Annotated in this window: 23 protein-coding genes; 15 read left to right on the top strand and 8 right to left on the bottom strand. The window is 64.3% G+C overall.

Translation table 11 applies throughout. From position 1 onward, the window contains the following. Positions 1–82: 82 nt before the first annotated feature. A complete protein-coding gene (locus N805_RS24405) occupies positions 83–1,948 on the bottom strand; it encodes a flavin monoamine oxidase family protein (protein WP_019471548.1) in 1,866 nt (621 codons plus the stop codon). 211 nt (positions 1,949–2,159) lie between these two features. Here N805_RS24405 and N805_RS24400 point away from each other — a divergent pair, with 211 nt between their 5' ends. The 3 genes from N805_RS24400 (at position 2,160) to N805_RS24390 (ending at position 5,020) form a co-directional block, all read left to right on the top strand. Next, the gene (locus N805_RS24400) at positions 2,160–2,651 is read left to right on the top strand and encodes a hypothetical protein (RefSeq protein ID WP_019471549.1); all 492 of its coding nucleotides are present in this window, start codon (positions 2,160–2,162) and stop codon (positions 2,649–2,651) included. A gap of 79 nt (positions 2,652–2,730) precedes the next feature. Then, positions 2,731–4,137: an adenosylmethionine--8-amino-7-oxononanoate transaminase gene (locus tag N805_RS24395; protein ID WP_019471550.1), complete on the top strand. Its 1,407-nt coding sequence runs from the start codon at positions 2,731–2,733 to the stop codon at positions 4,135–4,137. A 163-nt stretch (positions 4,138–4,300) separates the two neighbouring features. Beyond that, entirely contained in the window at positions 4,301–5,020 is a 720-nt protein-coding gene (locus N805_RS24390) for a 16S rRNA (uracil(1498)-N(3))-methyltransferase (protein WP_019471551.1), read from the top strand. Here N805_RS24390 and trhA read toward each other — a convergent pair whose 3' ends face one another. From trhA to N805_RS24355, 7 genes are all read right to left on the bottom strand, one after another. Further along, positions 5,021–5,638, bottom strand: a complete 618-nt coding sequence (gene trhA, locus N805_RS24385) for a PAQR family membrane homeostasis protein TrhA (RefSeq protein WP_019471552.1) — start codon at positions 5,636–5,638, stop codon at positions 5,021–5,023. It abuts the gene before it with no gap. A gap of 115 nt (positions 5,639–5,753) precedes the next feature. Next, a complete protein-coding gene (locus N805_RS24380) occupies positions 5,754–6,227 on the bottom strand; it encodes a chemotaxis protein CheW (RefSeq protein WP_019471553.1) in 474 nt (157 codons plus the stop codon). After that, the gene (locus tag N805_RS24375; protein ID WP_019471554.1) at positions 6,220–11,160 is read right to left on the bottom strand and encodes an Hpt domain-containing protein; all 4,941 of its coding nucleotides are present in this window, start codon (positions 11,158–11,160) and stop codon (positions 6,220–6,222) included. The genes N805_RS24380 and N805_RS24375 overlap by 8 nt, the downstream gene beginning before the upstream one ends. A 23-nt stretch (positions 11,161–11,183) precedes the next feature. Beyond that, on the bottom strand, positions 11,184–13,208 hold the full coding sequence (locus N805_RS24370; RefSeq protein WP_230685740.1) for a methyl-accepting chemotaxis protein: 2,025 nt from the start codon (positions 13,206–13,208) through the stop codon (positions 11,184–11,186). A 47-nt stretch (positions 13,209–13,255) separates the two neighbouring features. Then, entirely contained in the window at positions 13,256–13,810 is a 555-nt protein-coding gene (locus N805_RS24365; RefSeq protein WP_019471556.1) for a chemotaxis protein CheW, read from the bottom strand. Then, positions 13,807–14,172, bottom strand: coding sequence for a twitching motility response regulator PilH (pilH, locus tag N805_RS24360; RefSeq protein WP_019471557.1), 366 nt, complete (start codon positions 14,170–14,172; stop codon positions 13,807–13,809). The genes N805_RS24365 and pilH overlap by 4 nt, the downstream gene beginning before the upstream one ends. Before the next feature lie 47 nt (positions 14,173–14,219). Further along, positions 14,220–14,621, bottom strand: a complete 402-nt coding sequence (locus N805_RS24355; protein WP_016501972.1) for a response regulator — start codon at positions 14,619–14,621, stop codon at positions 14,220–14,222. 154 nt (positions 14,622–14,775) lie between these two features. Here N805_RS24355 and gshB point away from each other — a divergent pair, with 154 nt between their 5' ends. From gshB to phaC, 12 genes are all read left to right on the top strand, one after another. Further along, positions 14,776–15,729, top strand: a complete 954-nt coding sequence (gene gshB, locus N805_RS24350; protein ID WP_019471558.1) for a glutathione synthase — start codon at positions 14,776–14,778, stop codon at positions 15,727–15,729. Between the two features lie 91 nt (positions 15,730–15,820). After that, positions 15,821–16,726: an energy transducer TonB gene (locus tag N805_RS24345; protein ID WP_019471559.1), complete on the top strand. Its 906-nt coding sequence runs from the start codon at positions 15,821–15,823 to the stop codon at positions 16,724–16,726. Positions 16,727–16,956: 230 nt separating this feature from the next. Then, positions 16,957–17,349 (top strand): hypothetical protein, encoded by a 393-nt coding sequence (locus N805_RS24340; protein ID WP_019471560.1) that lies wholly within the window; start codon positions 16,957–16,959, stop codon positions 17,347–17,349. 143 nt (positions 17,350–17,492) lie between these two features. Beyond that, complete coding sequence (locus N805_RS24335; RefSeq protein WP_019471561.1) at positions 17,493–18,062, top strand: YqgE/AlgH family protein; 570 nt, start codon at positions 17,493–17,495, stop codon at positions 18,060–18,062. Continuing rightward, positions 18,062–18,487 carry a Holliday junction resolvase RuvX gene (gene ruvX, locus N805_RS24330; protein ID WP_016489546.1) on the top strand — a complete coding sequence of 142 codons (426 nt, stop codon included), beginning with the start codon at positions 18,062–18,064 and terminating at the stop codon, positions 18,485–18,487. The genes N805_RS24335 and ruvX overlap by 1 nt, the downstream gene beginning before the upstream one ends. 49 nt (positions 18,488–18,536) lie before the next feature. Then, complete coding sequence (gene pyrR / locus N805_RS24325; protein ID WP_019471562.1) at positions 18,537–19,055, top strand: bifunctional pyr operon transcriptional regulator/uracil phosphoribosyltransferase PyrR; 519 nt, start codon at positions 18,537–18,539, stop codon at positions 19,053–19,055. 12 nt (positions 19,056–19,067) lie between these two features. Then, the gene (locus tag N805_RS24320; RefSeq protein ID WP_016395343.1) at positions 19,068–20,072 is read left to right on the top strand and encodes an aspartate carbamoyltransferase catalytic subunit; all 1,005 of its coding nucleotides are present in this window, start codon (positions 19,068–19,070) and stop codon (positions 20,070–20,072) included. Then, positions 20,069–21,340: a dihydroorotase gene (locus N805_RS24315; RefSeq protein ID WP_019471563.1), complete on the top strand. Its 1,272-nt coding sequence runs from the start codon at positions 20,069–20,071 to the stop codon at positions 21,338–21,340. The genes N805_RS24320 and N805_RS24315 overlap by 4 nt, the downstream gene beginning before the upstream one ends. A 257-nt stretch (positions 21,341–21,597) precedes the next feature. After that, positions 21,598–22,128, top strand: a complete 531-nt coding sequence (gene hslV / locus N805_RS24310; protein ID WP_019471564.1) for an ATP-dependent protease subunit HslV — start codon at positions 21,598–21,600, stop codon at positions 22,126–22,128. Between the two features lie 73 nt (positions 22,129–22,201). After that, positions 22,202–23,545 carry an ATP-dependent protease ATPase subunit HslU gene (gene hslU, locus N805_RS24305; protein WP_019471565.1) on the top strand — a complete coding sequence of 448 codons (1,344 nt, stop codon included), beginning with the start codon at positions 22,202–22,204 and terminating at the stop codon, positions 23,543–23,545. Positions 23,546–23,734: 189 nt separating this feature from the next. Next, a complete protein-coding gene (locus N805_RS24300; protein ID WP_026034461.1) occupies positions 23,735–24,112 on the top strand; it encodes a gamma-butyrobetaine hydroxylase-like domain-containing protein in 378 nt (125 codons plus the stop codon). A gap of 268 nt (positions 24,113–24,380) precedes the next feature. Continuing rightward, a complete protein-coding gene (gene phaC / locus N805_RS24295; RefSeq protein WP_019471567.1) occupies positions 24,381–26,060 on the top strand; it encodes a class II poly(R)-hydroxyalkanoic acid synthase in 1,680 nt (559 codons plus the stop codon). Positions 26,061–26,122: the final 62 nt, after the last annotated feature.

Here is a 26,122-nt window from a genome sequence, read left to right as displayed (position 1 = left end):
CAGCACAAGGCTGCTCCTACAGGGGTATGCGGTGCCTGTAGGAGCAGCCTTGTGCTGCGAAGAGGCCGGCACTGTCGATCAATCAACCAGCCTTGGCCTGGGTATTGGCCACAGGTTTCTTGGTCGGCTCGGATTTGGCTGTCGCCTTCTTCGTCTCGGCAGGCTTATGCGCCGGCTTGTGCGCGGGCGCATGCTTGGCCGGGGCGGCCTTGGTTGCCGCAGGCTTGGCAGCCGCTTCCTTGACCACAGGCGCTGGTGCCACCGGAGCCGGCGCGGCCTGGGGAGCAGGCGCAGGTGCCGGTGCCACTTCCTCTGCCTTGGCGATTGGCTCAGCCTTCACTTCTGGCGTTTGCGCCCCGCCAAACAGGCGCTTGAAGAAGCCTGGCTTGTCCTGCCTGGCCTCTTCGGGCTGCTTCGGCTCAGCTTTGACCGGCGGCTTGGCAGCCTTGTCGCCTTTGTCGGACGAACCACCAAACATATTGGAGAAGAACCCGCCCTTGCTGTCCTTGGCAGCCGCTGCACCTGCTGCAGCTGCCGCCGCAACCGGCACCGCCTTGGCGGGGTCGAACGACTTCCCGGCCAACAGGTCCTGTGCCTGGCTGGCCGCGCGCTGGCCACTGCGCAGGGCGCCTTCCAGGGTGCCCGGGTACAGGGCATCGGTGTGTTCACCGGCAAAGGTGATGCGCTGCACCGGGCGCTCCCACAGGCGCCAGTATTTGCTGATCTGCCCCGGGCCATAGGCCAGGTAAGCGCCGCCGGTACCGGCGTCAGTGCTGTAGCGCTTGACCTCGTAACCGGTGAAGGCTCCACGGGCCTGCGGGTAGAACGCATGCAGGCGGATCAGCACCTGGTCGACCATCTGCTTGTCGCCAAACGCCTGAAGCAGGCGGGCGTTGTCGCCGGAAAGGTTGATCACCACGTTGGCGCCGCCCTTGAGCGCTGGCTCGATCCACAGCATGCCGAGGCCGGCGTTACTGAAGATTTCGCCCGACATGCGCGCGCGGCTTTCCCACACCGGCTTCTTGAACTTGAGCATCAGCTGGTCGCGCCAGCCATAGTTGGTCCCTTTGAGCGCCGCCACGTGCTGGGTGTCCAGGCCCGGGGTCATCTGGATCTTGGCCAGGGCACGCAACGGCACGGCCATGACCAGGTAATCCGCCTGGTAGCCGACGCTGCCGACTTTTACCGTTACCCCATCCTTGTCCTGCACGATGGCGGTGACCGGCGAGCTGGTCTTGATGGTCTTCAGTTGCTTGACGAAGGCCTGGGCCAGCACCGGGCTGCCACCGGGCAGGCGCGCGGCACGCAGGTCGCGGTCGCTGACACCGCGATACACACGGTTCTGCTGGGCGAAATACAGCAGCGACAGGCGCGACGGTTCGTCGTAACGGGTACGGATCTGCTGGTTGACCAGCTGACGGGCGGTGGCCGGCAGTTGCAGTTTGTCCAGCCAGGTGGAGACGTTGATCTGGTCGAGGGCGAACAGCGTGCTGGTTGCCTGCGGGTTCAGCGGGTCATCGATCGAACGGGCCAGGTCATCGAGGGTTTTCTCGTAGCGCTTGAGCGCTTCGGCGGTAGCCGGTTGCTTGGTGGCCAGGTCGGTGGCGCTGAAGTACTCACCGTCGATCAGGTAACCGGGGCTACGCACAAACTCCGGTGCCGGCAGTGTTTCAAGCTTGAAACGGTCCAGGTAATGGTTGAGCACCGGCTGCGCCTTGGCATTGCCGATCCACTCGCTGGTGGCCAGGCCCGAGCGCCCGCCCATGCCCGACTTGGCCTCCAGCAGGGTCACCTGCCAGCCCTTGTCCTGCAGCTCGTAGGCTGCCGTCAGGCCCGCCAGGCCGCCACCCACGACAATCGCCGTGGGCGTCTTGTCCTTGGCCAGCGCGGCGCCGCTGGACACACCAATCAATACCAACGCGCACAGGCGCACCCAAGCAGCAGCCATGTCGGCGAACTCCGAGTCAGAGGTTACAGAAACGGGGAGAGGCAGGAATGCCCCGAGGGAGATGCGTTAAGAATACGTCACCTCTGCCGACCCTGCCAGCGCAGTGACATCAAGTGCCTTTGGCAACTGACATTTTTGCCAGTAGCCATGTCACACGGCAGCAAGCGAAGCTGGTCAAGATAGCCAGAAGCCCCATCAGGAGGGCACGCGCATGATCTTCGAGGAGCACTTCCAACACGTCGAACGGCAGTTTCTGTGGCACAAACAGACGCTTCATACGGCCTCGGGCCTGAGTATCCGCTCCAACAGCACCTCATGGACCGGCTTTCATGAAGCGTTCAAGGGTGAAGACGGTACCGAACTGGTCATCGGTGAACACAGCGATGTTGAAATCCTCTTCGCCCAGGAAGTCGAGTGCCTGCGCCTGGAATACTACGTAGTCAGCGACTTTCTCTGCGACGACCTGCACATGCTGTTCGATACTGAAAGAGGAGATTGCGACCTGGCCACCCCGATCCCGCGCAACTTCTACTGGCTCACCGTGGAAGGCAGCGGGTTTCGCGACCTGCGCCCTGGCCCCATCGCCACGAACCCCTACCACCAGATGATCGACGGCCCCTTCCGCCGCCTGACCATCTCCACTTCCCAGGCCGGAACCGTACACATCCGGCGGCTGGAATGGACCGGCACCCACCGCCATTGAAAGGCAGCGGTTGTCCTGCCCTGCGGCATTGCTTAGGCTTACGCGGTCGAACCACGCCGCAAAGCCAGGAGAAGTGCCCATGGGCCTCAACGATCAGTGGATGCAACGCGACCTCAAGGTCCTGTGGCACCCCTGTACCCAGATGAAAGACCACGAGCAGCTGCCGCTGATCCCGATCAAGCGCGGCGAAGGCGTGTGGCTGGAGGACTTCGAAGGCAAGCGCTACCTGGACGCGGTGAGCAGCTGGTGGGTCAATGTGTTCGGCCACGCCAACCCGCGCATCAACCAGCGCATCAAGGACCAGGTCGACCAACTGGAGCACGTGATCCTGGCCGGTTTCAGCCATCAGCCGGTGATCGAGCTGTCCGAGCGCCTGGTGGCCATGACCCCGGCCGGTCTCGACCGGGTGTTCTACGCCGATAACGGCTCGTCGTGCATCGAAGTGGCGCTGAAGATGAGCTTCCACTACTGGCTGAACGTCGGCAAACCGGACAAGAAGCGCTTCGTCACCCTGACCAACAGCTACCACGGCGAAACCATCGCCGCCATGTCGGTAGGTGATGTGCCGCTATTCACCGAAACCTACAAGGCGTTGCTGCTGGACACGATCAAGGTGCCTAGCCCCGACTGCTACCTGCGCCCCGAGGGCATGAGCTGGGAAGAGCACTCGCGCAACATGTTCGCCGCCATGGAGCAAACCCTGGCCGAGCACCACGCCTCGATCAGCGCCGTGATCGTCGAGCCGCTGATCCAGGGGGCCGGCGGCATGCGCATGTACCACCCGGTGTACCTCAAGCTGCTGCGCGAGGCCTGCGACCGCTACGACGTGCACCTGATCCACGACGAGATCGCCGTGGGCTTTGGCCGCACCGGCACGATGTTCGCGTGCGAGCAGGCCGGCATCCGCCCGGACTTCCTGTGCCTGTCCAAGGCCCTGACCGGTGGCTACCTGCCGCTGGCCGCCTGCCTGACCACCGACAAGGTGTACCAGGCGTTCTATGACGACTACCCGACCCTGCGCGCGTTCCTGCACTCGCACAGCTACACCGGCAACCCGCTGGCGTGCGCTGCGGCGCTGGCGACCCTGGACATCTTCGAACAGGACAACGTGATCGAGGCCAACAAGGCCCTGGCCACGCGCATGGCCACCGCCACTGCGCACCTGGCCGATCATGCTCACGTTGCCGAAATCCGCCAGACCGGCATGGCCCTGGCCATCGAGATGGTCAAGGACAAAGCTGGCAAGGTGGCCTACCCCTGGCAGGAGCGACGTGGCCTGAAGGTGTTCGAACACGCCCTGACCCGCGGCGCCCTGCTACGCCCGCTGGGCAGCGTGGTGTACTTCCTGCCGCCGTACGTGATCACCCCGGAGCAGATCGACTTCCTTGCAGAAGTTGCCAGCGAAGGCATCGACATCGCCACCCGCGACAGCGTCAGTGTTGCCGTGCCGGCCAACTTCCACCCCGACTTCCGCGACCCGGGCTAGGCCCGGCAATTCGCCACACCACTTTTCCTGTGGGAGCGGGCGAGCCCGCGAACAAGGGCGAAGCCCTTGCCAGGCACCGCGGCGCCTGATTCGCGGCGGTTCGACGCATCGACACGCCCGCTCCCACAGGGGATCTGTGTCTCTCTATTTACCGAGCAAACCCATGAGACTGTCCCGCTTCTTCATCGACGCCCCCCTGAGCCTTGGCGAGCACGACCTGCCCGAAGCCCAGGCCCACTACATCGGCCGCGTACTGCGCATGGCCCCCGGCGACGCCGTGCAGCTGTTCGACGGCAGCGGCCAGGAATACCTCGGCCAGTTGCTTGAAGTGGGCAAGAAAACCGTACGCGTCAGCCTCGACCGGGCCCTCGCCGGACAGGCCGATTCACCGTTGCACGTGCACCTTGGCCAGGGCCTGTCCCGTGGCGAGCGCATGGATTGGGCGATCCAGAAAGCCACCGAGCTTGGCGCCAACGAAATCACCCCGATCGTCAGCGAACGCTGCGAAGTGCGGCTGAAAGACGAGCGCGCCGACAAGCGCCTGGCCCACTGGCGCCAAGTGGCGATCAGCGCCTGCGAACAATGCGGCCGCTCTACCTTGCCGGTCATCCACCCACCCGTGACCCTGGCCGAATGGCTGACAGGCACCAAAGCCGACCTGAAACTGGTCCTGCACCCGGTGGCCGAACCGCTCACCAGCCACGACAAACCTGCGACCCTGGCATTCCTGATCGGCCCCGAAGGCGGTCTGAGCGACGCCGAAGTCGAGCAGGCCAAAGGGTCTGGCTTCCACGCTGCCCGCCTCGGTCCACGGGTGCTGCGCACCGAGACTGCGCCAGTGGTGGCGCTGTCGGTGGCACAGCAATTGTGGGGCGATTTTTAGCTAGAGCACGTAGAACGACACCGCCACGAAGTGCAGCAGGCTGCCGGTAATCACGAACAGGTGCCAGATGCCGTGCGCGTGGCGCAAGCGGCTGTCGAGCGCGAAGAAGATGATGCCCACGGTGTAGAACACCCCGCCGGCGGCCAACCAGGCAAAGCCGGCGCCGCCCAGCGAGTGCAGCAACGGCTTCACTGCCACCAGCACGATCCAGCCCATCACGGCATAAATGATGATCGACAGGATCCGCGCCTCGGAGCGCGGCTTGATCTCTTGCAGCATGCCGATTACCGCCAGCCCCCAGACCACGCCGAACAGGCTCCAGCCCCAGGGACCGCGCAGGCTGACCAGGCAGAATGGCGTGTAGCTGCCGGCGATCAGCAGGTAGATCGACAGGTGATCGAGCTTGCGCATGATCACCTTCGCCCGCCCGCGGGTGCTGTGGTACAGGGTGGAAATGCTGTACAGCAACAGCAGCGTGCCGCCGTAGATGGAGAAACTGACGATCTTCCACGGGTCGCCCTGCAGGCCCGCGACCACGATCAGCCAGATGGCACCGATACAGGCCAGGACGGCACCGACCAGGTGGGTCCAGGCGTTGAAGCGTTCACCGTAATACATGCAAACACAGACCTCCTTAGGTGGGCTGGGTTCCTGATGTGATGCTGATGGCCTCACCCGGTGTCGATTTCAAGGTAAACACAAGCCCTGTAGGAGCAGCCTTGTGCCCTACATCCTAATCAAGGTCAGGTTGCAGATCCGCGTCACGCACCAGCCTTTCCAGTGCAACCAGATCCGGCACCCGAGCCACCTGCTCGCCCACCTGCACCGCCGCCAGTTCCAGCCTGCCCAGCGCCACATCCACGTAGTTCAACTGGCTGTCGAGCTTGCACGAGCGCGGTATGTCCTGCAGCAACAGCGCCAGGTAGCGCAGGCCGGTGTCACCCAGTGCATTGAGCACCACCACCCGGGCCCGCTCGCCGCACGGTGTTTCACCACCGCACGCCGCCTCGAAGCCGATCAGCGGCAGGCGCTGTTGGCGCCAGTCGATCCAGCCCAGGTGCCAGGCGGGGTCGCCGGGGTGGCACACCAGGTTGCGCTGCCCGCTCAACTCGGCCACCGCCACGTTGGGCAACACCAGGGTACGGTCACCCAGCGGCAGCAACAGTCCGGTCAGGCTGCTGCGCTGGCCGGAAATCAGTTCAAGCATGGGCCTGGCTCCAATGGGCGATGCTCTGCAACAGCAGCGACTCCTGGTACGGCTTGCCCAGGTATTCGTTGACGCCAATAGCCATGGCACGGTCGCGGTGCTTCTGCCCGGTGCGGGAGGTGATCATGATGATTGGCAGGTCTTTCAGCCGCTCGTCACGGCGAATGCGTGTGGCCACCTCAAAGCCGTCCATGCGTGGCATTTCAATGTCCAGCAGCAATACGTCGGGGCGGTGGTCTTCCAGCAGGGCCATGGCATCGACCCCGTCCTTGGCCGTGAGCACGCTCATGCCGTGGCGCTCCAGCAGCCGGCTGGTGACTTTGCGCACGGTCACCGAGTCATCCACCACCATCACCAGCAACGCACGCCGCGGCGCCGGGCCGAGCAGTTGGCGCTGGGTGCCGCCACCGGGCAAACGGGCCAGGCGCCGCTGCTGGCCGCGCAGCTGGCCAAGCAGGTCGAGAATCAGCACGACCCGGCCATCGCCCAGCAATGTCGCCCCCGACAGCCCTGCAACCGCAGCAAACTGCGGCCCCAGGCTCTTCACCACGATCTCGCGGCTGGGCGACAGGCTGTCGGCCTGGATGGCGAACGACTGCTCCTTGGAATGCACCAGCAGCACCGGCAACGGCACGCTCTGCCCCAGCAGCGCGGGGCGCGGCAGGCCTTGCAGCAACTCGCCCAGGTAGCGCAGCTCGTATTCATGGCCGGCGTAGACATAGCGGGGCGTGTCCAGCTGGTAGCAGACCGCAAGCTCTGCCGGCGGCACGCGAACGATACCCTCGATGGTATTGAGCGGGATGGCGTACTGCTCCTCGCCCAGGTGCACCATCAGCGCACGGTTGATCGACACGGTGAACGGCAGGCGGATCAAGAAGCGCGCCCCCTTGCCCAGGGCCGACTCGATGCTCATCGAACCACCCAGTTGCTTGACCTCCTCGTGCACCACGTCCATGCCCAGGCCGCGCCCGGAAATCTGGGTGATCTTTTCGGCGGTGGAAAAACCCGGGCGCAGGATGAACTGCAGGATCTCGTGATCGCTCAAGTCTGCCTGGGGGTCCAGCAGGCCGCGCTTGATGGCCTTGCGCCGCACCGCGTCCAGTGGCACACCGGCACCGTCGTCAGTCATTTCGATAACGATATCGGCACCTTCGTGCAGCAAATTCAGGTGGATGGTGCCCTGTTCCGGCTTGCCAGCGGCCAGCCGTGCTTCGCGGCTTTCCAGGCCATGGTCGACAGCGTTGCGCAGCATGTGCTCCAGCGGCGCCACCATGCGTTCGAGCACACTGCGGTCCAGTTCGCCTTCGGCGTTGCCAACCACCAGTTCCACCTGCTTGCCCAGTTCGCTGGCCACCTGCCGCACCACACGCTGCAGCCGAGGTACCAGGCGTTCGAAGGGCACCATCAAGGTGGCGGTCAGGCCTTCCTGCAACTGGCTGTTCACCCGCGCCTGCTGTTGTAGCAGGCTGTACGCCTCCTGAGCACGCTGGGCCAGGGTTTCCTTCAGGTCGAGCAAGTCCGAGGCAGACTCGAACAAGGCCCGCGACAGTTGCTGCAACTGCGAATGGCGGTCCATTTCCAGGGGGTCGAAGTCGTCATAGGCATCGCCTTCAAATGCCTGGCGGCTGGAGATCCGCCCCTGGGTCTCGTTGTCCAGGCGCAGCAACTGGTCGCGCATGCGCTCCAGGGTGGTTTCCATCTCGTTGAGGGCGAACTGCGCGTCGTTGACCTGCTGCTCGATGCGCCCACGAATGATCGAGTGTTCGCCGGCCAGGTTGCCGAGGTCATCGAGCAACTCGGCATCAACCTTGACCATGTCGCCTGGCGCCCGCTCTGGCGCTGCCGCCGGTACCTCGCTGGCGGCGGCTTCGACCGGCCCTTGGCCGGCTGCACTGTCGGTGAGGGCCGCACTGCTGAAGTTGCGGATATAGTCGATCAGCGCCGTGGCGGCATGCAAAGGCTGCCCCAGGCGCACGGCATCAAGCATGTGCGCCAGCCGGTCATGGCAATTCTGCAACAGGGCGAACAGTGGCGGGCTCGGCGGCAAACGCCCGGCCGCCAGCAGCTCGTAAAGAAATTCCAGTTCGTGGGCCAGGTCACCGATCGGCGCAATTTCGACCATGCGCGCCACACCCTTGAGGGTGTGCAGGTCGCGCATCAGGTTGTCGACCTCGACGCTGCTGCGCGGGTCGGCCTGCCAGCGCGCCAGGGCTGCGGCGGCGCTCTCGACGATGTCCGAGCTTTCTTCGAGGAACACTTCCAGCAGCTCTTCGCCTGGGCTTTCCGGGTCTTCGGGCAGTGGCTCAACCAGCTCTGGCAACAAAGGGTTATGCGACAGCCCCAAGGTATCGCTCAGGTCCATGTCCGGGTGCAGCGGTGTTACCGTGTCGATGCCCACCAGGCCGGTGGCATCCGGTGGCAAGGCCTGGTCCAGCAGGTTGCGCAAGCTGTCGACCAGCTCCGGGCGCGACACGATGTCCTGCCCGGCCGCCACTTCGTCGAGCATGTCCAGCAGGGCCTCATGGGCGCGATGCGTGTGGGCGAAAAAGCGCGCATCAGCGGGCAGGCTGCCCTCTTCCACGGCGCCATACAGGTCCAGCAAGGCCTCGCACACATCATCCATTTGCCACAAGTCGGCCAGGTGCGCGGCGTGGCCCAGGGTGGTCATCTGGTCAAGCAGGGTATCCAGTGCGTCGCGCTGGCCGGGCTGTTGCTGCCAGCGCGACAGCAACGACTCGGCATCCAGCAGAATGTCCATGGCCTGGGCCAGGAAACTGGCAACCCGCTGTGGGTCGCGCTTGCTGCGCCGGGCATGCTGCGGGTCGTCATGCCCGCCGGCCAGGCGGCTATCGACTGCCTGGCCAACCGCTTCGATCAGTTCTGCGGCGCCAGGGATGGCGGCCAGGGGTGTGCTGTCGAGTTGCGCCAGGCCCAGGTGGAACAGCGAGCGCGCGGCTTCCAGCCATTCGATCTCGGCCATTTGCAATGGCAGTTGATGGCCCTTGTATTCACGGGCGAGGCGGTCGAAGGCGGTGGCCAGCTCGGCGACCGGCATCACCCCGGCCATGGCGGCACTGCCCTTGAGCGTGTGCAGGGCACGTTGCAGGCCGTCGCTGACCGGCGTGTCGTGGCCATCGGCGCCCTGCAGGAAATCATCAAGGGTGGCCAAATGGCCCTGTGCCTCACTGCGGAAGATATCCAGCAACTGTGGATCGAGGCCATCGATACTGGCCGCCGGTGCGTCGTTTTCCGCCAGGGCATGCAGGTGCCCGGCCAGTTGTTCGATTTCGGTCAGTTGCGGCAGCTGGCCGGCGGCAAAGTCGGCCAGCAGATCAGGCAGATGGACGAACACCTGTTGCAGGGCCACCACGCCTTCCGGGCTGAGCACGCTGCGGCCCTCCAGCACCCGGTTCAGCAGGTGCTCGGCGCCCCAGGCCAGTTCAGCCACGGCCTCGGCATGCACCATGCGGCCACTGCCTTTGAGCGTATGCAGCGCACGGCGCACTTCCCCCAACGCCGCGCGCTGCTGGTTGTCGGCACGCCAGCGCAGCCAGTGGCGCTCGATTTCCGGCAGCAACTCGCCTGCTTCTTCGAGGAACACCTCGCGCAGCTCGTCATCGATGCCATCGCCATGGCTATCCAGGCCCGCTCGGGCGTCGGCCTGTGCACAGTGCACGCCCAACGCTGCCAGGCTGGCACGCGCCATATCGATGAACGGCTGGCCGTCCGCCAGCGGGTCGGCCACCCGCCACTGCAGGTAGCATTCAGCGGCGCTCAAGGCCTCGGCCAGGTGGCTCAGCTCGTCGGCGGGCGGTTCGTCCTCCAGGTGCTGCAACCAACGTTGCGCATAACTTGCGCAGCCGGCAAACAGCTCGGCCACGGCGGGTAGCATCAACATGGCCAACGCCCCGCGCACCTGCTGCAACAGCCCAGGCAAGGGTTGCAGGCGCTGCCGGGGCCAGTCGGACTCCACATAGTCGCCGATCAGGTCCTTGGCCTGCTGCAACACGTTCAGCGACTCGTTCAACACCAGCTGGCGTATTTCGGCCAGATCCGAGCCTGGCAGGCCGCCCTGGCCGTTTTCCTCCAGCGGGCCGACCATGCCGTTCAGGGACGCTTCCACATACAGCAGGGCGCCCGCTACATCCATCAACACCGCGTCGTCCACGGCCCGCTCGCCCTGGGCCAGGGCCTGCAGCGCCAGCACCTGGTCGATGATCACCCGCCGTGGTTGCTGAAAACCCAGTACCGCCAGGGTATCGGCCACGTGGCGCAGCGGCGCCAGCAGGGCATCGAGCTGCTCGCTGTGCTGGCGATCGCTGCGCACGAACTGGTCCAGGCGCTCCTTTATGCGCATAAGGTCGTCGCACAGTGCGGTCACCACCGAGCGCAGGGCATCGCGGCCCGGCCCGGCCTGCAACTGTTCGCGCCAGTTGCCCAGCGACAGGTCGAGGTTGGCCAGGTCGTCGGAGCCGGCAAAGCGCTGCGCAGCACCGCTGATCAAGCTGGCCTGGGCCAGCGGCTCAATGCCACGGCAGGCGCGCAGCTGGTTGAGCAGCGGCAGCATCACCAACGGCAGGTCGTGGCGGGCACCGCGCAAGCGCTCAAGGTATGAGGGCAATTGCTCCAGGCCGCGGAACAACGCACCCAGGCAATCACCCCGTGGGCTCACCTGGCCGTCGGCCATGGCCTTGGCGAACAGCTCCAGTTCCTCGGCCAGGCGCGTGGCACCTCGCAGCTCGAGCATGCGCAGGCAGCCATGCACCTGGTGCAGGTTGTCGACCACAAAGGCCAGTATCGACAGCTCGCCAGGCTCGCCGGCAAAACGCTCCAGCGCCTGGCGCGCCTGGCCCAGGCAGTCGAGGATGGCAGCCTTGGTCCAGGCCAGCGCCACCGTGTCGTGGCGCTCGGGGCTTACAGCAACAGATGCCATGGTCACTTCCTCAACGCGGGGCTTCACTTGGGCTCGGCAGGTGGCGGCAGGGTGAAGCCGGACACCGAACGGCGCATCTCGCTGGCCATGCGGGCCAGGTGGCGGATGCTGTCGGCAGTGGCCCCGGAGCCGGCGGAGGTCTGTGCGGTAATCTGCTGGATGACCGCCATGGTGTGGGAGATCTGCCCGGCCGACGAGGTCTGCAACTGGGCAGCGTCGGAGATGCTGTGGATAAGGTCGGCGAGGTTCTGCGACACCCCTTCGATCTCCGCCAGCGCCACCCCGGCATCCTGGGCCAGGCGGGCGCCGCGCACCACTTCGGCGGTGGTCTGCTCCATGGAGATTACCGCCTCGTTGGTGTCGGCCTGGATGGTGCGCACCAGCGCCTCTATCTGGCGGGTGGCCGATGACGAGCGTTCGGCCAGGCGCTGCACCTCGTCGGCGACCACGGCAAAACCACGGCCGGCCTCACCGGCCAGCGAGGCCTGGATCGCCGCGTTGAGGGCAAGGATGTTGGTCTGGTCGGCAATGTCGTCGATCAGGCTGACGATGTCGCCGATTTCCTGGGAAGACTCACCCAGGCGCTTGATCCGCTTGGCGGTGTCCTGGATCTGCTCGCGAATGTTGTCCATGCCATTGATGGTGTTGTGCACCACCTCGTTACCCTTGTTGGCGATGGCCACCGAGCGTTCGGCCACCTTGGCCGATTCGTAGGCATGCGCGGATACCCGGTCGATCGACTCGACCATGTCGCCAACCGCCTCGGAGGCCTCGCTGATCTGCTCGGCCTGGTGCTCGGAGGCCTTGGCAAGCTGGCGAGCGGTGTTTTGCGTGTCCTGCACGGCCGCGGCCACCTGCACGGCGCTGTGGTTGATGGTGGCCACCAGGTCGCGCAGCTGGTCCACGGAATAGTTGATCGAGTCGGCAATGGCGCCGGTGAAGTCCTCGGTTACCGATACGGTTACGGTCAGGTCGCCATCGGCCAGCTCTTCGATTTCGTCGAGCAGGCGCATGATCGCCTGCTGGTTGCGTTCGTTCTTTTCCGCCGTTTCGCGCAGCTGGCGGTTGGTGGTGCGCACCATGACCAGGCCGATGAGGATGATCGAGGCCAGCGCAAGCAGGCCCAGGGCGTAGCCGCCAACGGTGTCGAGGGTGCGCCCGCCGGCCAGGTTCTCGAAACCGTTGGCCAGGTGCGACGCTTCGTCGAGCAGGGTTTGCGACAGGCTGAAGATGTTGCCTGCTGCCTCGCGCACGCGGAACAGTTCGGGCGAGGTTTCGAGGATTTCATCCACAGAGCCGGCAACGAACTGGAACAGTTCGGCGATTTCAGCCAGACGTGCACGGGCGTCGGCGTCTTCGACGCGGGTTACCTGGATTGCCGCGTTACCGCTAAGCATGCCCTCCAGCACTTGGCCAAAGCGCCCGGCATCGCGGCCAAAGGCGTCGGCCGCCTGGGCTGCGGCATCGTCACCGGCCAGCACGGTGTTGACCGAACCTAGGATGCGCTCGGCCAGCAACAGCTGGCGCTGGGCCACCGCTACCTGGTTGGCCGGGGCGCCGCTTTGCAGCAGGATCTCGACCACTTTCTCGTATTCCACCTGCAACTGCGGCACGGTTTCGGCCAGCGTCGCCGCCACCTGGTGCAGCGACAGCACGGTCTGCTCGCTGGCCAGGATGGTGTCGGTGTTCTTGCGCAGGTTTTCCCAGTCGCGGCGTACCGATTCCATCTCGTCACGCACCGTGGGCGGCGCCGGCGGCAGGCCGGTGGACTTGTCACCCTGGCGCAGGTAGCCCCAGCGCCGTTCAAAATCGTTGCGCGCATCCGATAGCAGCTTGAAGGCCAGGGCCTTGCCGGTGGCCGCTTCGGTGGCGTTCTTGGCGATGCGTTGCGACAACACCCGCAGTTCGCCGGCATGACCGATGTACTGCTTGTCGTAGTTGGATTGGGTGTTCAGGTACGCGAAGTTGGCGAACAGCAGGATGATCGACAAGATCAGAATCAGGAACAGCACGGTAATCTGCGCGATGCTGCGGGTACGCGGGCTCACGGTGGTTGCGGTGACGGAGGTGGCAGGCTTGTTCACGTTCGCAGGTCCTATAACGCCACATCGAGAAAGCCCGGCGCCTGGGCAAGGGCGAAGGGGCTGAAGATCGCCCAGTTGCGTTCACGCGGGAAATGCCCCTGCACAAAACGTGCAGCGGCGCGGATCAGTGGCTGCGGCGGTGAAAGCTGCAGGCTGTCCAGGTCAAAATGCTGCAGGCCCAGTACCTCGTCCACCAGCAGGCCGACGAACAGCGCCTCGTGGTCCAGCACCAGCACCCGCCGTTGCTTGCCCGGGGCAACGTGGCCCAGGCCGAAAAAGCAGCTGAGGTCCATCACCGGCAACAACCGGCCGCGCAGGTTGGCGACCCCGCACACCCAGGGCTGCACACCAGGGACGCGGCTGCTGCGCGGTTCGCGCAGCACCTCGGCCACTTCGCCCATGGGCGCGACGAACCACTGCCCGGCAATGCGAAAACCGATACCGCTCCACTGTTGCAGGCGGTTGTCCTGCGGCGGTTGGTCGGCGACCAGCAGGCGGCAGCGCCGGTCAATGTCCAGCAACAGCTCGAAGGCGGTCAGCGACGCGCCCTGCGGGCGGGTGGTCAAGCGCCCAGCACTTCTTTGAGCTTGGCGATCAGGTCGTCTTCTTCCACAGGCTTGGTCACGAACCCCCTCGCGCCCTGGCGCTTTGCCCAGATCCGATCGGTTTCCTGGTCTTTGGTGGTAACGACCAATACTGGAATGGCGCTGGTCTCGGGGTACTTGCTCAATTGCCGGGTCGCCTGGAAGCCGTTGAGAACCGGCATGACGATATCCATCAATACCGCATCGGGCTTTTCCTGACGGGCCAGCGCAACGCCATCGGCACCGTTGCTGGCTTTGAGCACCTCATGGCCGTGCTTTTCAAGCCATCCGGCCAATTTGTACATCTCTGTCGGCGAGTCGTCGACAATCAGAACTCGGGCCATGCTGTTTCCCCATCAGGAAAGTAAGGCCGTGCCATGGCGGGGCGCGGTCAGGGTGCGTGTTGTGGAGGCGCGGTAAACCCGGGCACGTGGGCGCGGATCGCGTCGAGCAGCTCTTCCTTGCTGAACGGTTTGGTCAGGAACTGATCAGAGCCGACCACCCGGCCGCGGGCCTTGTCGAACAGCCCGTCGCGCGACGACAGCAGGATCACCGGGGTGTCCTTGAAAGCACTGTTGTGCTTGATCACGGCGCAGGTCTGGTAGCCGTCCAGGCGCGGCATCAGCACATCGACAAAGATGATGCTGGGCTGGTGGTCGACGATCTTGGCCAGGGCATCGAAGCCATCACTGGCGGTGATCACCTCGCAGCCCGCTTCACCGAGCAACATCTGGGCGGTGCGGCGGATCGTGCGCGAATCGTCGATCACCATCACCTTCAGGGGTTGTTCCATAGACGCCTACCAATGGAAATTAGCTGCACTTTTAGCATACTCCGGGTGGCCATTCCATCTGCGCCGCCCCTTGACCGGCGGCGTTCGCGGCGCCACCCTGAGCCACTTTTCTTTCGATCCATCGCGGCCACCTGCCGCCAAGAGGAACCACCCCATGAGCGTTCGCCTCGGCATTGTCATGGACCCCATCGCGTCCATCTCCTACAAGAAGGACAGTTCGCTGGCCATGCTGCTGGCCGCGCAGGCCCGCGGCTGGAGCCTGTTCTACATGGAACAGCAAGACCTGTACCAGGGCGAAAGCAAGGCCCGCGCCCGCATGCGCCCGCTGAAGGTGTTTGCCGACCCGGCGCACTGGTTCGAGCTGGGCGAGGAGCAGGACAGCCCGCTGGCCGAACTGGACGTGATCCTGATGCGCAAGGACCCGCCCTTCGACATGGAGTTCGTCTACAGCACCTACCTGCTGGAGCAGGCCGAGCAAGATGGCGTGCTGGTGGTCAACCGCCCGCAGAGCCTGCGCGACTGCAACGAAAAGATGTTCGCCACGTTGTTCCCGCAGTGCACCACCCCAACCCTGGTCAGCCGCCGCCCGGACATCATTCGCGAATTCGCGGCCAAGCATGTTGACGTGATCCTCAAGCCGCTGGATGGCATGGGCGGTACGTCGATTTTCCGTCACCGGGCTGGCGACCCCAACCTGTCGGTCATCCTGGAAACCCTGACCGTGCTGGGCAGCCAGCAGATCATGGCCCAGGCCTACCTGCCGGCGATCAAGGACGGTGACAAACGCATCCTGATGATCGATGGCGAGCCGGTGGACTACTGCCTGGCGCGTATTCCGGCCAGCGGCGAGACCCGTGGCAACCTGGCCGCCGGCGGGCGTGGCGAGGCGCGCCCGCTGACCGAGCGCGACCGCTGGATTGCCGCCCAGGTCGGCCCAACGCTGCGCGAGAAGGGCCTGCTGTTCGTCGGCCTGGACGTGATCGGCGACTACCTCACCGAAATCAACGTGACCAGCCCCACCTGCATCCGCGAGATCGATGCCGCCTACAACACCGATATCGGTGGCAAACTGATGGATGCCATTGATCGCAAGCTCAAGGCGCGCTGACAGCCAACGCGAAGCAAAACCGCAGAGTGGGGTATGATGCCGGTCCTATTCGACTGAGCTGCTGCCCCGCCCTGCAGTTGCTGGATACCTGATGACGCTGCCCGCTGACATCCCCTCCGACCTGCTGCCGCCCCGTGTTCGCCCGGTGGACCGGCTCGGCTTTACCCTGTTCCTGGCTGCACTGGTGCACCTGGCGCTGATTCTTGGCGTTGGCTTCACCGTGGTCAAACCTGCCGAAATCCGCCACACCATGGACATCACCCTGGCCACCTTCAAAAGCGAAAAAGCGCCCGAGAAGGCCGATTTCCAGGCGCAGGACAACCAGCAGGGCAGCGGCACGCTGGACAAGAAAGCGGTGCCCACGACCACCGAGCTGGCGCCCTTCCAGGACAGCAAGATCAACAAGGTCACGCCACCGCCTGCGGCCAGGCCCGAGGTGGTCCCACCCCCTGCCCCGCAGAAGTCGGCGGTAGTGACCACTGCGCCCAAGCCGCACAAGGTCGAACCCAAGCCCAAGGAAAGCAAGGCCCAGCCCAAGCCGGCCGCGCCAGCGCCAGACTTCGACAGTTCGCAACTGTCCAGCCAGATCGCCAGCCTGGAGGCGGAGCTGTCCAACGAGCAGCAGATGTACGCCAAGCGCCCGCGCATCCACCGCCTGAACGCCGCCTCGACCATGCGCGACAAGGGCGCGTGGTACAAGGAAGAGTGGCGCAAGAAGGTCGAGCGGGTGGGCAACCTGAACTACCCCGACGAAGCACGTCGGCAACAGATCTACGGCAACCTGCGCATGATGGTATCGATCAACCGCGATGGCTCGCTGTACGAGGTGCTGGTACTGGAATCATCCGGGCAGCCCGTGCTGGACCAGGCGGCGCAACGCATCGTGCGGCTGGCCGCGCCGTTTGCACCGTTTACCGGGGATCTGGCCGAGTTTGACCGGCTGGAGATCATTCGTACCTGGCGGTTTGCCCGTGGGGACCGGTTGTCGAGCAACTAGGGCACGACTTGCTGATCCGCAGCGTGTGGTCAGCCCAGCCCCCTTGCCAACGCTCGTCAACTGGTAGTTTTACCAGTTTACCGGTCACCAGTTTCTTCCTAGAGTTCGAGCCATTCCACAAGAATAGGTTCGCCACCATGCCCCGCAGACAGGAAATTTTCAATAAGTTAAACATTAAGAAACCCACCAGGGTGACAACGCGGACGAGCCCCAAGGTAAATGAACCGCCCATGCCCCGTGTGACGCTAACGATTGAGGGTCAGCAAGCAATCCAGCTGACCGCTGAATCCATGGAATGGCACGTTACCAAGTATGATGACTTCAGCAATTACAGCTATTTCGATGCAGCATTCCAAAGCAAAGAAATGCAGTTCAGCATTAGCATTTTGAACAATACCAGGCCCTTGGAAAATGGCGAGTTCAAACTGACTACGCAACTAATTCCGGACTATGGTCACCTCGCCTATTTTGAAGACGCTGAGGGCAACGCCGAGATTGGCAGTGGCACCGTCACCTACGACAAGGTCACGCACCTGACACTTGTTCGATCCTCATTCAACTTCACCGCACACAGTCTTAAGCATGAGGTTGAAGTTCATTACCCCGTGCCCGCCCCAACCTAATGAACTCAACGCCAAGGCTGGCCTTGCCCCCAGCCTTGGCACACGCTTCGACGGCGCGCTTGCTCAGCGCATCACCGCGCCATCCTGTCGATAATGCGCTCTTGACCTTGTCAGCCCGGCGTCCCGACGCCACACTTAGAGGCATGAAAACCCTCACCCCGAGCTACCTCAAGCACCAGTTCCTGATTGCCATGCCGCACATGGCCGATCCGAACTTCGCCCAGACCCTCACGTATATCGTCGAGCACAATGAGCATGGCGCCATGGGCCTGGTGGTCAACCGGCCGCAGGAATTGAGCCTGGCCGACATCCTCGAGCAGCTGCGCCCGGACGAAACGCCGCCGGCCAGCACCTTGCAGGTGCCTATCTACCAGGGTGGCCCGGTGCAAACCGACCGCGGCTTCGTGCTGCACAGCAGCGAATGCAGCTTCCAGGCCACCGTGGCCCTGGAAGGGCTGTCACTGAGCACATCGCAGGATGTGTTGCTTGCGATTGCCGCCGGGGTAGGCCCGAAACAGAGCCTGATCACACTGGGGTATGCCGGCTGGGAAGCGGGCCAGCTGGAAGCGGAGCTGGCCCACAACGCCTGGCTCAACTGCCCGTTCGACCCGGAAATCATCTTTGACCGCGCCAGCGACCTGCGCCTGGAAGCAGCGGCCGCCAGCCTGGGCATCAACCTGCACCTGCTGACCAGCCAGGCGGGCCACGCCTGATGGCTGAACTACGCCTCTTGCTGGGTTTCGACTACGGCAGCAAACAGATCGGCGTGGCCGTCGGCCAGGTAATAACCGGCCAGGCCCGCGAACTGTGCACCCTGAAGGCGCAGAACGGCGTGCCGGACTGGGCTCAGGTGGAAAAGCTCATCAATGAGTGGAAACCCGATGCCATTGTCGTCGGCCTGCCGTTGAACATGGACGGCACGCCCAGCGAAATGAGCGCCCGCGCCGAAAAATTTGCCCGCCGCCTGAACGGCCGCTTCAACCTGCCCGTGCACACCCACGACGAACGCCTGACCACCTTCGAGGCCAAAGGCGAGCGCATGGCCCGTGGCGGCCAGCGCGGCAGCTACCGCGACAACCCGGTCGATGCCATCGCTGCCGCCCTGTTGCTGCAAGGCTGGCTGGAGGCCAATACCTGATCATCTTTGCCGCCGGGCCCGCCCGGCGCACCCTTCCGAGGAGCCCGCAATGAGCCTACCCAATCCCGCCGACCTGATTCGGCAGATGGCTGTCGACCTTCGTGCCCACCTGGCGCGCCGGGCAATCACCGAGCCCCGTTACATCGGTATCCGCACCGGCGGTGTCTGGGTTGCCCAGGCCCTGCAGGAAGCCATGGGCGACACCAGCCCCATGGGTACCCTGGACGTCTCGTTCTACCGCGACGACTTCAGCCAGAACGGCCTGCACCCACAAGTGCGCCCCTCCGAGCTGCCGTTCGAGGTCGAGGGCCAGCACCTGGTGCTGGTGGATGACGTGCTGATGAGCGGGCGTACCATCCGCGCGGCGCTCAACGAACTGTTCGATTACGGCCGCCCGGCCAGCGTCACCCTGGTCTGCCTGCTGGACCTGGATGCCGGCGAATTGCCGATTCGTCCGAATGTGCTCGGTGCCACCCTGTCGCTGGCCGCCCATGAGCGGGTAAAATTGACCGGACCCGCACCGCTCGCACTCGAGCGCCAGGACCTCGCCTCCGCTTCCGCCCTTTAAGAGTCCCCCGCGATGACGCCAATCGACGCCAAGCGCCCGCTGCAGCTCAATGATCAGGGCCAGCTGCGCCACTTCCTCTCGCTCGACGGTTTGCCCCGCGAACTGCTCACCGAGATCCTCGACACCGCCGACTCCTTCCTGGAAGTCGGTGCCCGGGCCGTGAAGAAAGTCCCGTTGCTGCGCGGCAAGACCGTGTGCAACGTGTTCTTCGAGAACTCGACCCGTACCCGCACCACCTTCGAACTGGCGGCCCAGCGCCTGTCGGCCGACGTGATCAGCCTGAACGTGTCGACCTCCTCGACCAGCAAGGGCGAGACGCTGTTCGACACCCTGCGCAACCTCGAGGCCATGGCGGCCGACATGTTCGTGGTGCGCCATTCCGACTCCGGCGCCGCGCACTTCATCGCCGAGCACGTGTGCCCGGACGTCGCCGTGATCAACGGCGGTGACGGCCGCCACGCGCACCCGACCCAAGGCATGCTCGACATGCTCACCATTCGCCGCCACAAGGGCAGCTTCGAGAACCTCTCGGTGGCCATCGTCGGCGACATCCTGCACTCACGCGTGGCCCGCTCCGACATGCTGGCGCTCAAAGCGCTGGGCTGCCCGGACATCCGCGTGATCGGCCCGAAAACCCTGATCCCGATCGGCATCGAGCAGTACGGCGTGAAGGTCTACACCGACCTGGCCGAAGGCCTGAAGGATGTCGACGTAGTGATAATGCTACGCCTGCAGCGTGAGCGCATGGCCGGCGGCCTGCTGCCTAGCGAAGGCGAGTTCTACCGCCTGTTCGGCCTGACCACCGCGCGCCTGGCCGGGGCCAAGCCTGACGCCATCGTCATGCACCCGGGCCCGATCAACCGTGGTGTGGAAATCGAGTCGGCGGTGGCCGACGGCAAGCACTCGGTGATCCTCAACCAGGTCACCTACGGCATCGCCGTGCGCATGGCCGTGCTGTCCATGGCCATGAGCGGGCAAAACGCGCAACGTCAACTCGACCAGGAGAACGCCCAGTGACCATCAGTATTCTTGGCGCCCGGGTCATCGATCCCAAGACCGGCCTGGACCAGGTGACCGACCTGCACCTGGACGGTGGCCGCATTGCCGCGATCGGCGCGGCGCCGGCCGGTTTCAGCGCCAGCCGCACGATCCAGGCCGATGGCCTGGTCGCCGCACCGGGCCTGGTCGACCTTGGCGTATCCCTGCGCGAGCCGGGTTACAGCCGCAAAGGCAACATCGCCAGTGAAACCCGCGCTGCCGTGGCCGGCGGTGTCACCAGCCTGTGCTGCCCGCCGCAGACCAAGCCGGTGCTGGACACCTCGGCGGTGGCCGAGCTGATCCTGGACCGCGCCCGTGAGGCGGCCAACAGCAAGGTGTACCCAGTCGGTGCCCTGACCAAAGGCCTTGAAGGCGAGCAGCTGGCCGAGCTGGTGGCCCTGCGCGACACCGGTTGCGTGGCCTTCGGCAACGGCCTGAAACAAATCCCCAACAACCGTACCCTGGCCCGCGCCCTGGAGTACGCCGCCACCTTCGACCTGACCGTGGTGTTCCACTCCCAGGACCGCGACCTGGCCCACGGCGGCCTGGCCCATGAAGGTGCCATGGCCAGCTTCCTCGGCCTGCCGGGCATTCCGGAAACCGCCGAAACCGTGGCCCTGGCGCGCAACCTGCTGCTGGTAGAACAGACCGGCGTGCGTGCGCACTTCACCCAGATCACCAGCGCCCGGGGCGCACAGCTGATTGCCCAGGCGCAGGAACTCGGCCTGCCGGTGACCGCCGATGTGGCGCTATACCAGCTGATACTCACCGATGAGTCGCTGCGCGAGTTTTCCAGCCTGTACCACGTGCAGCCACCGCTGCGCACTGCCAAGGACCGTGATGGCCTGCGCGCCGCAGTAAAATCGGGGGTGATCCAGGCGATTTCCAGCCATCACCAGCCGCATGAACGCGACGCCAAGCTTGCCCCGTTCGGCGCCACCGAGCCGGGCATCAGCAGCGTCGAGTTGCTGTTGCCGCTGGCCATGACCCTGGTGCAGGACGGCCTGCTAGACCTGCCAACCTTGCTCGCCCGCCTGAGCAGCGGCCCGGCTGCCGCCCTGCGCCTGCCGGCAGGTGAGCTGAAAGTGGGTGGTGCGGCCGACCTGGTGCTGTTCGACCCGCAAGCCTCCACCGTTGCCGGCGAGCAGTGGTTCTCGCGTGGTGAGAACTGCCCGTTCATCGGCCACTGCCTGCCGGGTGCGGTGCGTTATACCTTGGTCGATGGGCACGTCTGCCACGAGGCCTGACAAAGCGCCTACTTGCTTTGTGTAGGAGCGGCCTTGTGTCGCGATCGGGCCGCGCAGCGGCCCCAGGGTCTCTGCATCACGCATGAATTGCTGGGGCCGCTCTGCGGCCCTTTCGCGACACAAGGCCGCTCCTACATCGACCGTGCCCGGTTCGAGGACCGGACCAACCATTCATCCCTCACGGTTGAAATCTTTCCCCCCACCCCCATATGAGTCTGCATCAGGCACTTTCGCCCCGCTGCGTGGAGACTCTCCCCTTGACCACCATCGTTTCTGTCCGCCGTAACGGCAAAGTCGTCATGGGCGGCGACGGCCAGGTTTCCCTCGGCAACACCGTGATGAAAGGCAACGCCAAGAAAGTGCGCCGCCTGTACCACGGCCAGGTCATCGCCGGCTTTGCTGGTGCCACGGCCGATGCTTTCACCCTGTTCGAGCGCTTCGAAAGCCAGCTGGAAAAACACCAGGGCCATTTGGTCCGTGCCGCCGTCGAGCTGGCCAAAGAATGGCGTACCGACCGTTCCCTGAGCCGCCTGGAAGCCATGCTGGCCGTGGCCAACAAGGATGCCTCCCTGATCATCACCGGCAACGGTGACGTGGTCGAACCCGAAGACGGCCTGATCGCCATGGGTTCCGGCGGCGCCTACGCCCAGGCCGCAGCTCGCGCCCTGCTGAACAAGACCGACCTCTCGGCCCGTGAAATCGCTGAAACTGCCCTGAACATCGCCGGCGACATCTGCGTGTTCACCAACCACAACCTGACCATCGAGGAGCAGGACCTGGCCGATTGATCAGTTGTTCTGGCGTCCCGCTCCGAGCGGGGCTTTTCCACGCTGATTCATCCGCCCAAGGACCCTATTGATCATGTCCATGACCCCCCGCGAGATCGTCCACGAACTCAACCGCCACATCATCGGCCAGGACGACGCCAAGCGCGCCGTGGCCATTGCCCTGCGCAACCGCTGGCGCCGGATGCAGCTGCCTGCCGAGCTGCGTGCCGAAGTGACCCCGAAGAACATCCTGATGATCGGCCCTACCGGCGTCGGCAAGACCGAAATCGCCCGTCGCCTGGCCAAGCTGGCCAACGCGCCGTTCCTCAAGGTCGAAGCCACCAAGTTCACCGAAGTGGGCTACGTGGGCCGCGACGTCGAGTCGATCATTCGTGACCTGGCCGATGCCGCGCTGAAGATGCTGCGCGAGCAGGAGATCATCCGCGTGCGCCACCGCGCCGAGGACGCCGCTGAAGACCGTATCCTCGATGCCCTGCTGCCGCAGGCGCGGGTCAGCAGCTTCTCGGAAGAAGCCGCGCAGACCAGCAGCGATTCCAACACCCGCCAGCTGTTCCGCAAGCGCCTGCGTGAAGGCCAGTTGGACGACAAGGAAATCGAGATCGAAGTGGCCGATGCCGTGGGCGTCGAAATTGCCGCGCCGCCTGGCATGGAAGAGATGACCAACCAGCTGCAGAGCCTGTTTGCCAACATGGGCAAAGGCAAGCGCAAGGCGCGCAAGCTGAAGGTGAAAGAAGCGCTGAAGATGGTTCGCGACGAAGAAGCGGGCCGCCTGGTCAACGAGGAAGAGCTCAAGGCCAAGGCCCTGGAAGCGGTCGAGCAGCACGGCATCGTGTTCATCGACGAAATCGACAAGGTTGCCAAGCGTGGCAACGTTGGCGGTGCCGATGTGTCCCGTGAAGGCGTGCAGCGCGACCTGCTGCCGCTGATCGAAGGCTGCACCGTCAACACCAAGCTGGGCATGGTCAAGACCGACCACATCCTGTTCATTGCCTCGGGTGCGTTTCACCTGAGCAAGCCAAGCGACCTGGTACCCGAGCTACAAGGCCGCCTGCCGATCCGTGTCGAGCTGAAGGCACTGACCCCGGAAGATTTCGAGCGCATCCTGCAAGAGCCGCACGCTTCGCTGACCGAGCAATACCAGGCCCTGCTGAAGACCGAAGGCCTGAACATCGAGTTCATCGCCGATGGCATCAAGCGCCTGGCCGAGATTGCCTACCAGGTAAACGAAAAGACCGAGAACATCGGTGCCCGTCGCCTGCACACCCTGCTTGAGCGTTTGCTCGAAGAGGTGTCGTTCAGCGCTGGCGACCTGGCCAGCGCCCATGACGAAACGCCGATCCAGATCGACGCTGCGTATGTGAACAGCCACCTGGGTGAACTGGCGCAGAACGAAGACCTGTCGCGTTACATCCTGTAAGACCGCAGGGGGCCGCTGCGCGGCCCTTTCGCCGGCAAGCCAGCTCCCACAGGATTAACACAATCCTGAATGCTGTGGAGCACCTGTGGGAGCTGGCTTGCCGGCGATTGGGCTGCAAAGCAGCCCCCCTTGCACAATCCCCAGAATGTCCCGAAGCTGTGCATCATCAGCTCCCGAGAGATTCTGCCCATGGCCCGCCTGCCCACCGCCATCAACCTGCACAAAGCCTCGAAAACCCTCACCCTCACCTACGCCCCCGGCGAGGTCTACCACCTGCCTGCCGAACTCCTGCGCGTGCACTCCCCCTCCGCCGAGGTCCAGGGCCACGGCAACCCTATCCTGCAGTTCGGCAAGATCAACGTCGGCCTGGTCGGCCTGGAACCTGCCGGCCAATATGCACTGAAACTGACCTTCGACGACGGCCATGACAGCGGCCTGTTCACCTGGGAATACCTTGAACAGCTGTGCCTGCGCCAGGAACAGCTGTGGGCCGACTACCTCGACGAGTTGCACAAGGCCGGAAAATCCCGCGACCCGGCCGAATCGGTTGTGAAACTCATGCTCTAGCGCAAGGCCTGCAGGGTTTAGAGCGCATTTTCTAAATTCATCTGTTTGAATGACTTGCAGACAGCCCAGTGAAGGGCTGTCTTGCGCATTACATGAAAGTCGGGTAACCAATGGGTGTGGCAAGTTCCCTGCATCATTTTTGCAGGCAGTCAGAACCCCGCAGCACCGCTGTTCCTTATCACTGGTCACCCGAGTAGCAGTACCGGGCTCAGGGCTGTGCGCTTGTCACAGCAACCGGTACTCGTCTCAGGACAACGGAGCGTCGTAGATGAGTAACAAGAACAACGATGAGCTGCAGCGGCAGGCCTCGGAACACACCCTGGGGCTGAACCCGGTCATCGGCATTCGCCGCAAGGACCTGTTGAGCTCGGCACGCACCGTGCTGCGCCAGGCCGTGCGCCAACCGCTGCACAGCGCAAAGCATGTGGCCCACTTTGGCCTGGAGCTGAAAAACGTGCTGCTGGGCAAATCCAGCCTGGCCCCGGAAAGCGACGACCGCCGTTTCAACGACCCGGCCTGGAGCAACAACCCGCTGTACCGCCGCTACCTGCAAACCTACCTGGCCTGGCGCAACGAGTTGCAGGACTGGATCGGCAACAGCGACCTGCCACCCCAGGACATCAGCCGCGGCCAGTTCGTCATCAACCTGATGACCGAAGCCATGGCGCCGACCAATACCTTGTCCAACCCGGCAGCGCTCAAACGCTTCTTCGAAACCGGCGGCAAGAGCCTGCTCGATGGCCTGTCCAACCTGGCCAAGGACATGGTCAACAACGGCGGCATGCCCAGCCAGGTGAACATGGACGCCTTCGAAGTGGGCAAGAACCTGGGCACCAGCGAGGGCGCGGTGGTGTACCGCAACGATGTGCTGGAGCTGATCCAGTACAGCCCCATCACCGAACAGGTGCATGCCCGCCCGCTGCTGGTGGTGCCACCGCAGATCAACAAGTTCTACGTGTTCGACCTCAGCCCGGAAAAGAGCCTGGCGCGCTACTGCCTGCGCTCGCAGCAGCAAACCTTCATCATCAGCTGGCGCAACCCGACCAAGGCCCAGCGTGAATGGGGCCTGTCCACCTACATCGATGCGCTCAAGGAAGCCGTCGACGCGGTGCTGGCGATTACCGGCAGCAAAGACCTGAACATGCTCGGCGCCTGCTCTGGTGGCATCACCTGTACTGCGCTGGTGGGCCACTATGCCGCCGTTGGCGAAAACAAGGTCAATGCCCTGACCCTGCTGGTCAGCGTGCTGGACACCACCATGGACAACCAGGTCGCCTTGTTCGTCGATGAGCAGACCCTGGAAAGCGCCAAGCGCCACTCCTACCAGGCTGGGGTGCTGGAAGGCAGCGAAATGGCAAAGGTGTTCGCCTGGATGCGCCCCAACGACCTGATCTGGAACTACTGGGTCAACAACTACCTGCTCGGCAACGAGCCGCCGGTGTTCGACATCCTGTTCTGGAACAACGACACCACGCGCCTGCCGGCCGCCTTCCACGGCGACCTGATCGAAATGTTCAAGAGCAACCCGCTGATCCGCCCGGATGCACTGGAAGTGTGCGGCACACCGATCGACCTGAAGAATGTGCACTGCGACATCTTCAGCGTTGCCGGTACCGCCGACCACATCACCCCGTGGCAATCATGCTACCGCTCGGCGCACCTGTTCGGCGGCAAGATCGAGTTCGTGCTGTCCAACAGCGGCCACATCCAGAGCATCCTCAACCCGCCAGGCAACCCCAAGGCGCGCTTCATGACCGGCGCCGATCGCCCGGGTGACCCGGTGGCCTGGCAGGAAAACGCCACCAAGCACGCCGACTCCTGGTGGCTGCACTGGCAGAGCTGGCTGAGCGAACGTGCCGGGGAGCTGAAAAAAGCGCCAACCCGCCTGGGCAACCGCGCCTATGCCGCTGGCGAAGCCGCCCCAGGCACCTACGTTCACGAGCGCTGAGTTGCGTTGCCGTGGCCGCCATGAGCGCGCCACGGCGCTTTTTTCACGACAGAGTCGAACGC

This window comes from Pseudomonas putida S13.1.2, from assembly GCF_000498395.2.
Classification (GTDB): domain Bacteria; phylum Pseudomonadota; class Gammaproteobacteria; order Pseudomonadales; family Pseudomonadaceae; genus Aquipseudomonas; species Aquipseudomonas putida_Q.
Note: the sequence above shows the minus strand (reverse complement) of the source record. Positions and strands in the feature narration are given on the sequence as shown.

Bases quoted from the DNA above. Each gene is read 5' to 3' on its own strand.
- trhA (WP_019471552.1), bottom strand. From the start codon at position 5,638: ATGTATTACGGTGAACGCTTCAACGCCTGGACCCACCTGGTCGGTGCC.
- N805_RS24340 (WP_019471560.1), top strand. From the start codon at position 16,957: ATGCCCCGTGTGACGCTAACGATTGAGGGTCAGCAAGCAATCCAGCTG.
- N805_RS24375 (WP_019471554.1), bottom strand. From the start codon at position 11,160: ATGGCATCTGTTGCTGTAAGCCCCGAGCGCCACGACACGGTGGCGCTG.
- phaC (WP_019471567.1), top strand. From the start codon at position 24,381: ATGAGTAACAAGAACAACGATGAGCTGCAGCGGCAGGCCTCGGAACAC.
- N805_RS24335 (WP_019471561.1), top strand. From the start codon at position 17,493: ATGAAAACCCTCACCCCGAGCTACCTCAAGCACCAGTTCCTGATTGCC.
- pilH (WP_019471557.1), bottom strand. From the start codon at position 14,172: ATGGCCCGAGTTCTGATTGTCGACGACTCGCCGACAGAGATGTACAAA.
- N805_RS24390 (WP_019471551.1), top strand. From the start codon at position 4,301: ATGAGACTGTCCCGCTTCTTCATCGACGCCCCCCTGAGCCTTGGCGAG.
- N805_RS24320 (WP_016395343.1), top strand. From the start codon at position 19,068: ATGACGCCAATCGACGCCAAGCGCCCGCTGCAGCTCAATGATCAGGGC.
- N805_RS24380 (WP_019471553.1), bottom strand. From the start codon at position 6,227: ATGCTTGAACTGATTTCCGGCCAGCGCAGCAGCCTGACCGGACTGTTG.
- N805_RS24355 (WP_016501972.1), bottom strand. From the start codon at position 14,621: ATGGAACAACCCCTGAAGGTGATGGTGATCGACGATTCGCGCACGATC.
- N805_RS24395 (WP_019471550.1), top strand. From the start codon at position 2,731: ATGGGCCTCAACGATCAGTGGATGCAACGCGACCTCAAGGTCCTGTGG.
- hslU (WP_019471565.1), top strand. From the start codon at position 22,202: ATGTCCATGACCCCCCGCGAGATCGTCCACGAACTCAACCGCCACATC.
- N805_RS24345 (WP_019471559.1), top strand. From the start codon at position 15,821: ATGACGCTGCCCGCTGACATCCCCTCCGACCTGCTGCCGCCCCGTGTT.
- N805_RS24405 (WP_019471548.1), bottom strand. From the start codon at position 1,948: ATGGCTGCTGCTTGGGTGCGCCTGTGCGCGTTGGTATTGATTGGTGTG.
- gshB (WP_019471558.1), top strand. From the start codon at position 14,776: ATGAGCGTTCGCCTCGGCATTGTCATGGACCCCATCGCGTCCATCTCC.
- N805_RS24400 (WP_019471549.1), top strand. From the start codon at position 2,160: ATGATCTTCGAGGAGCACTTCCAACACGTCGAACGGCAGTTTCTGTGG.
- ruvX (WP_016489546.1), top strand. From the start codon at position 18,062: ATGGCTGAACTACGCCTCTTGCTGGGTTTCGACTACGGCAGCAAACAG.
- N805_RS24300 (WP_026034461.1), top strand. From the start codon at position 23,735: ATGGCCCGCCTGCCCACCGCCATCAACCTGCACAAAGCCTCGAAAACC.
- pyrR (WP_019471562.1), top strand. From the start codon at position 18,537: ATGAGCCTACCCAATCCCGCCGACCTGATTCGGCAGATGGCTGTCGAC.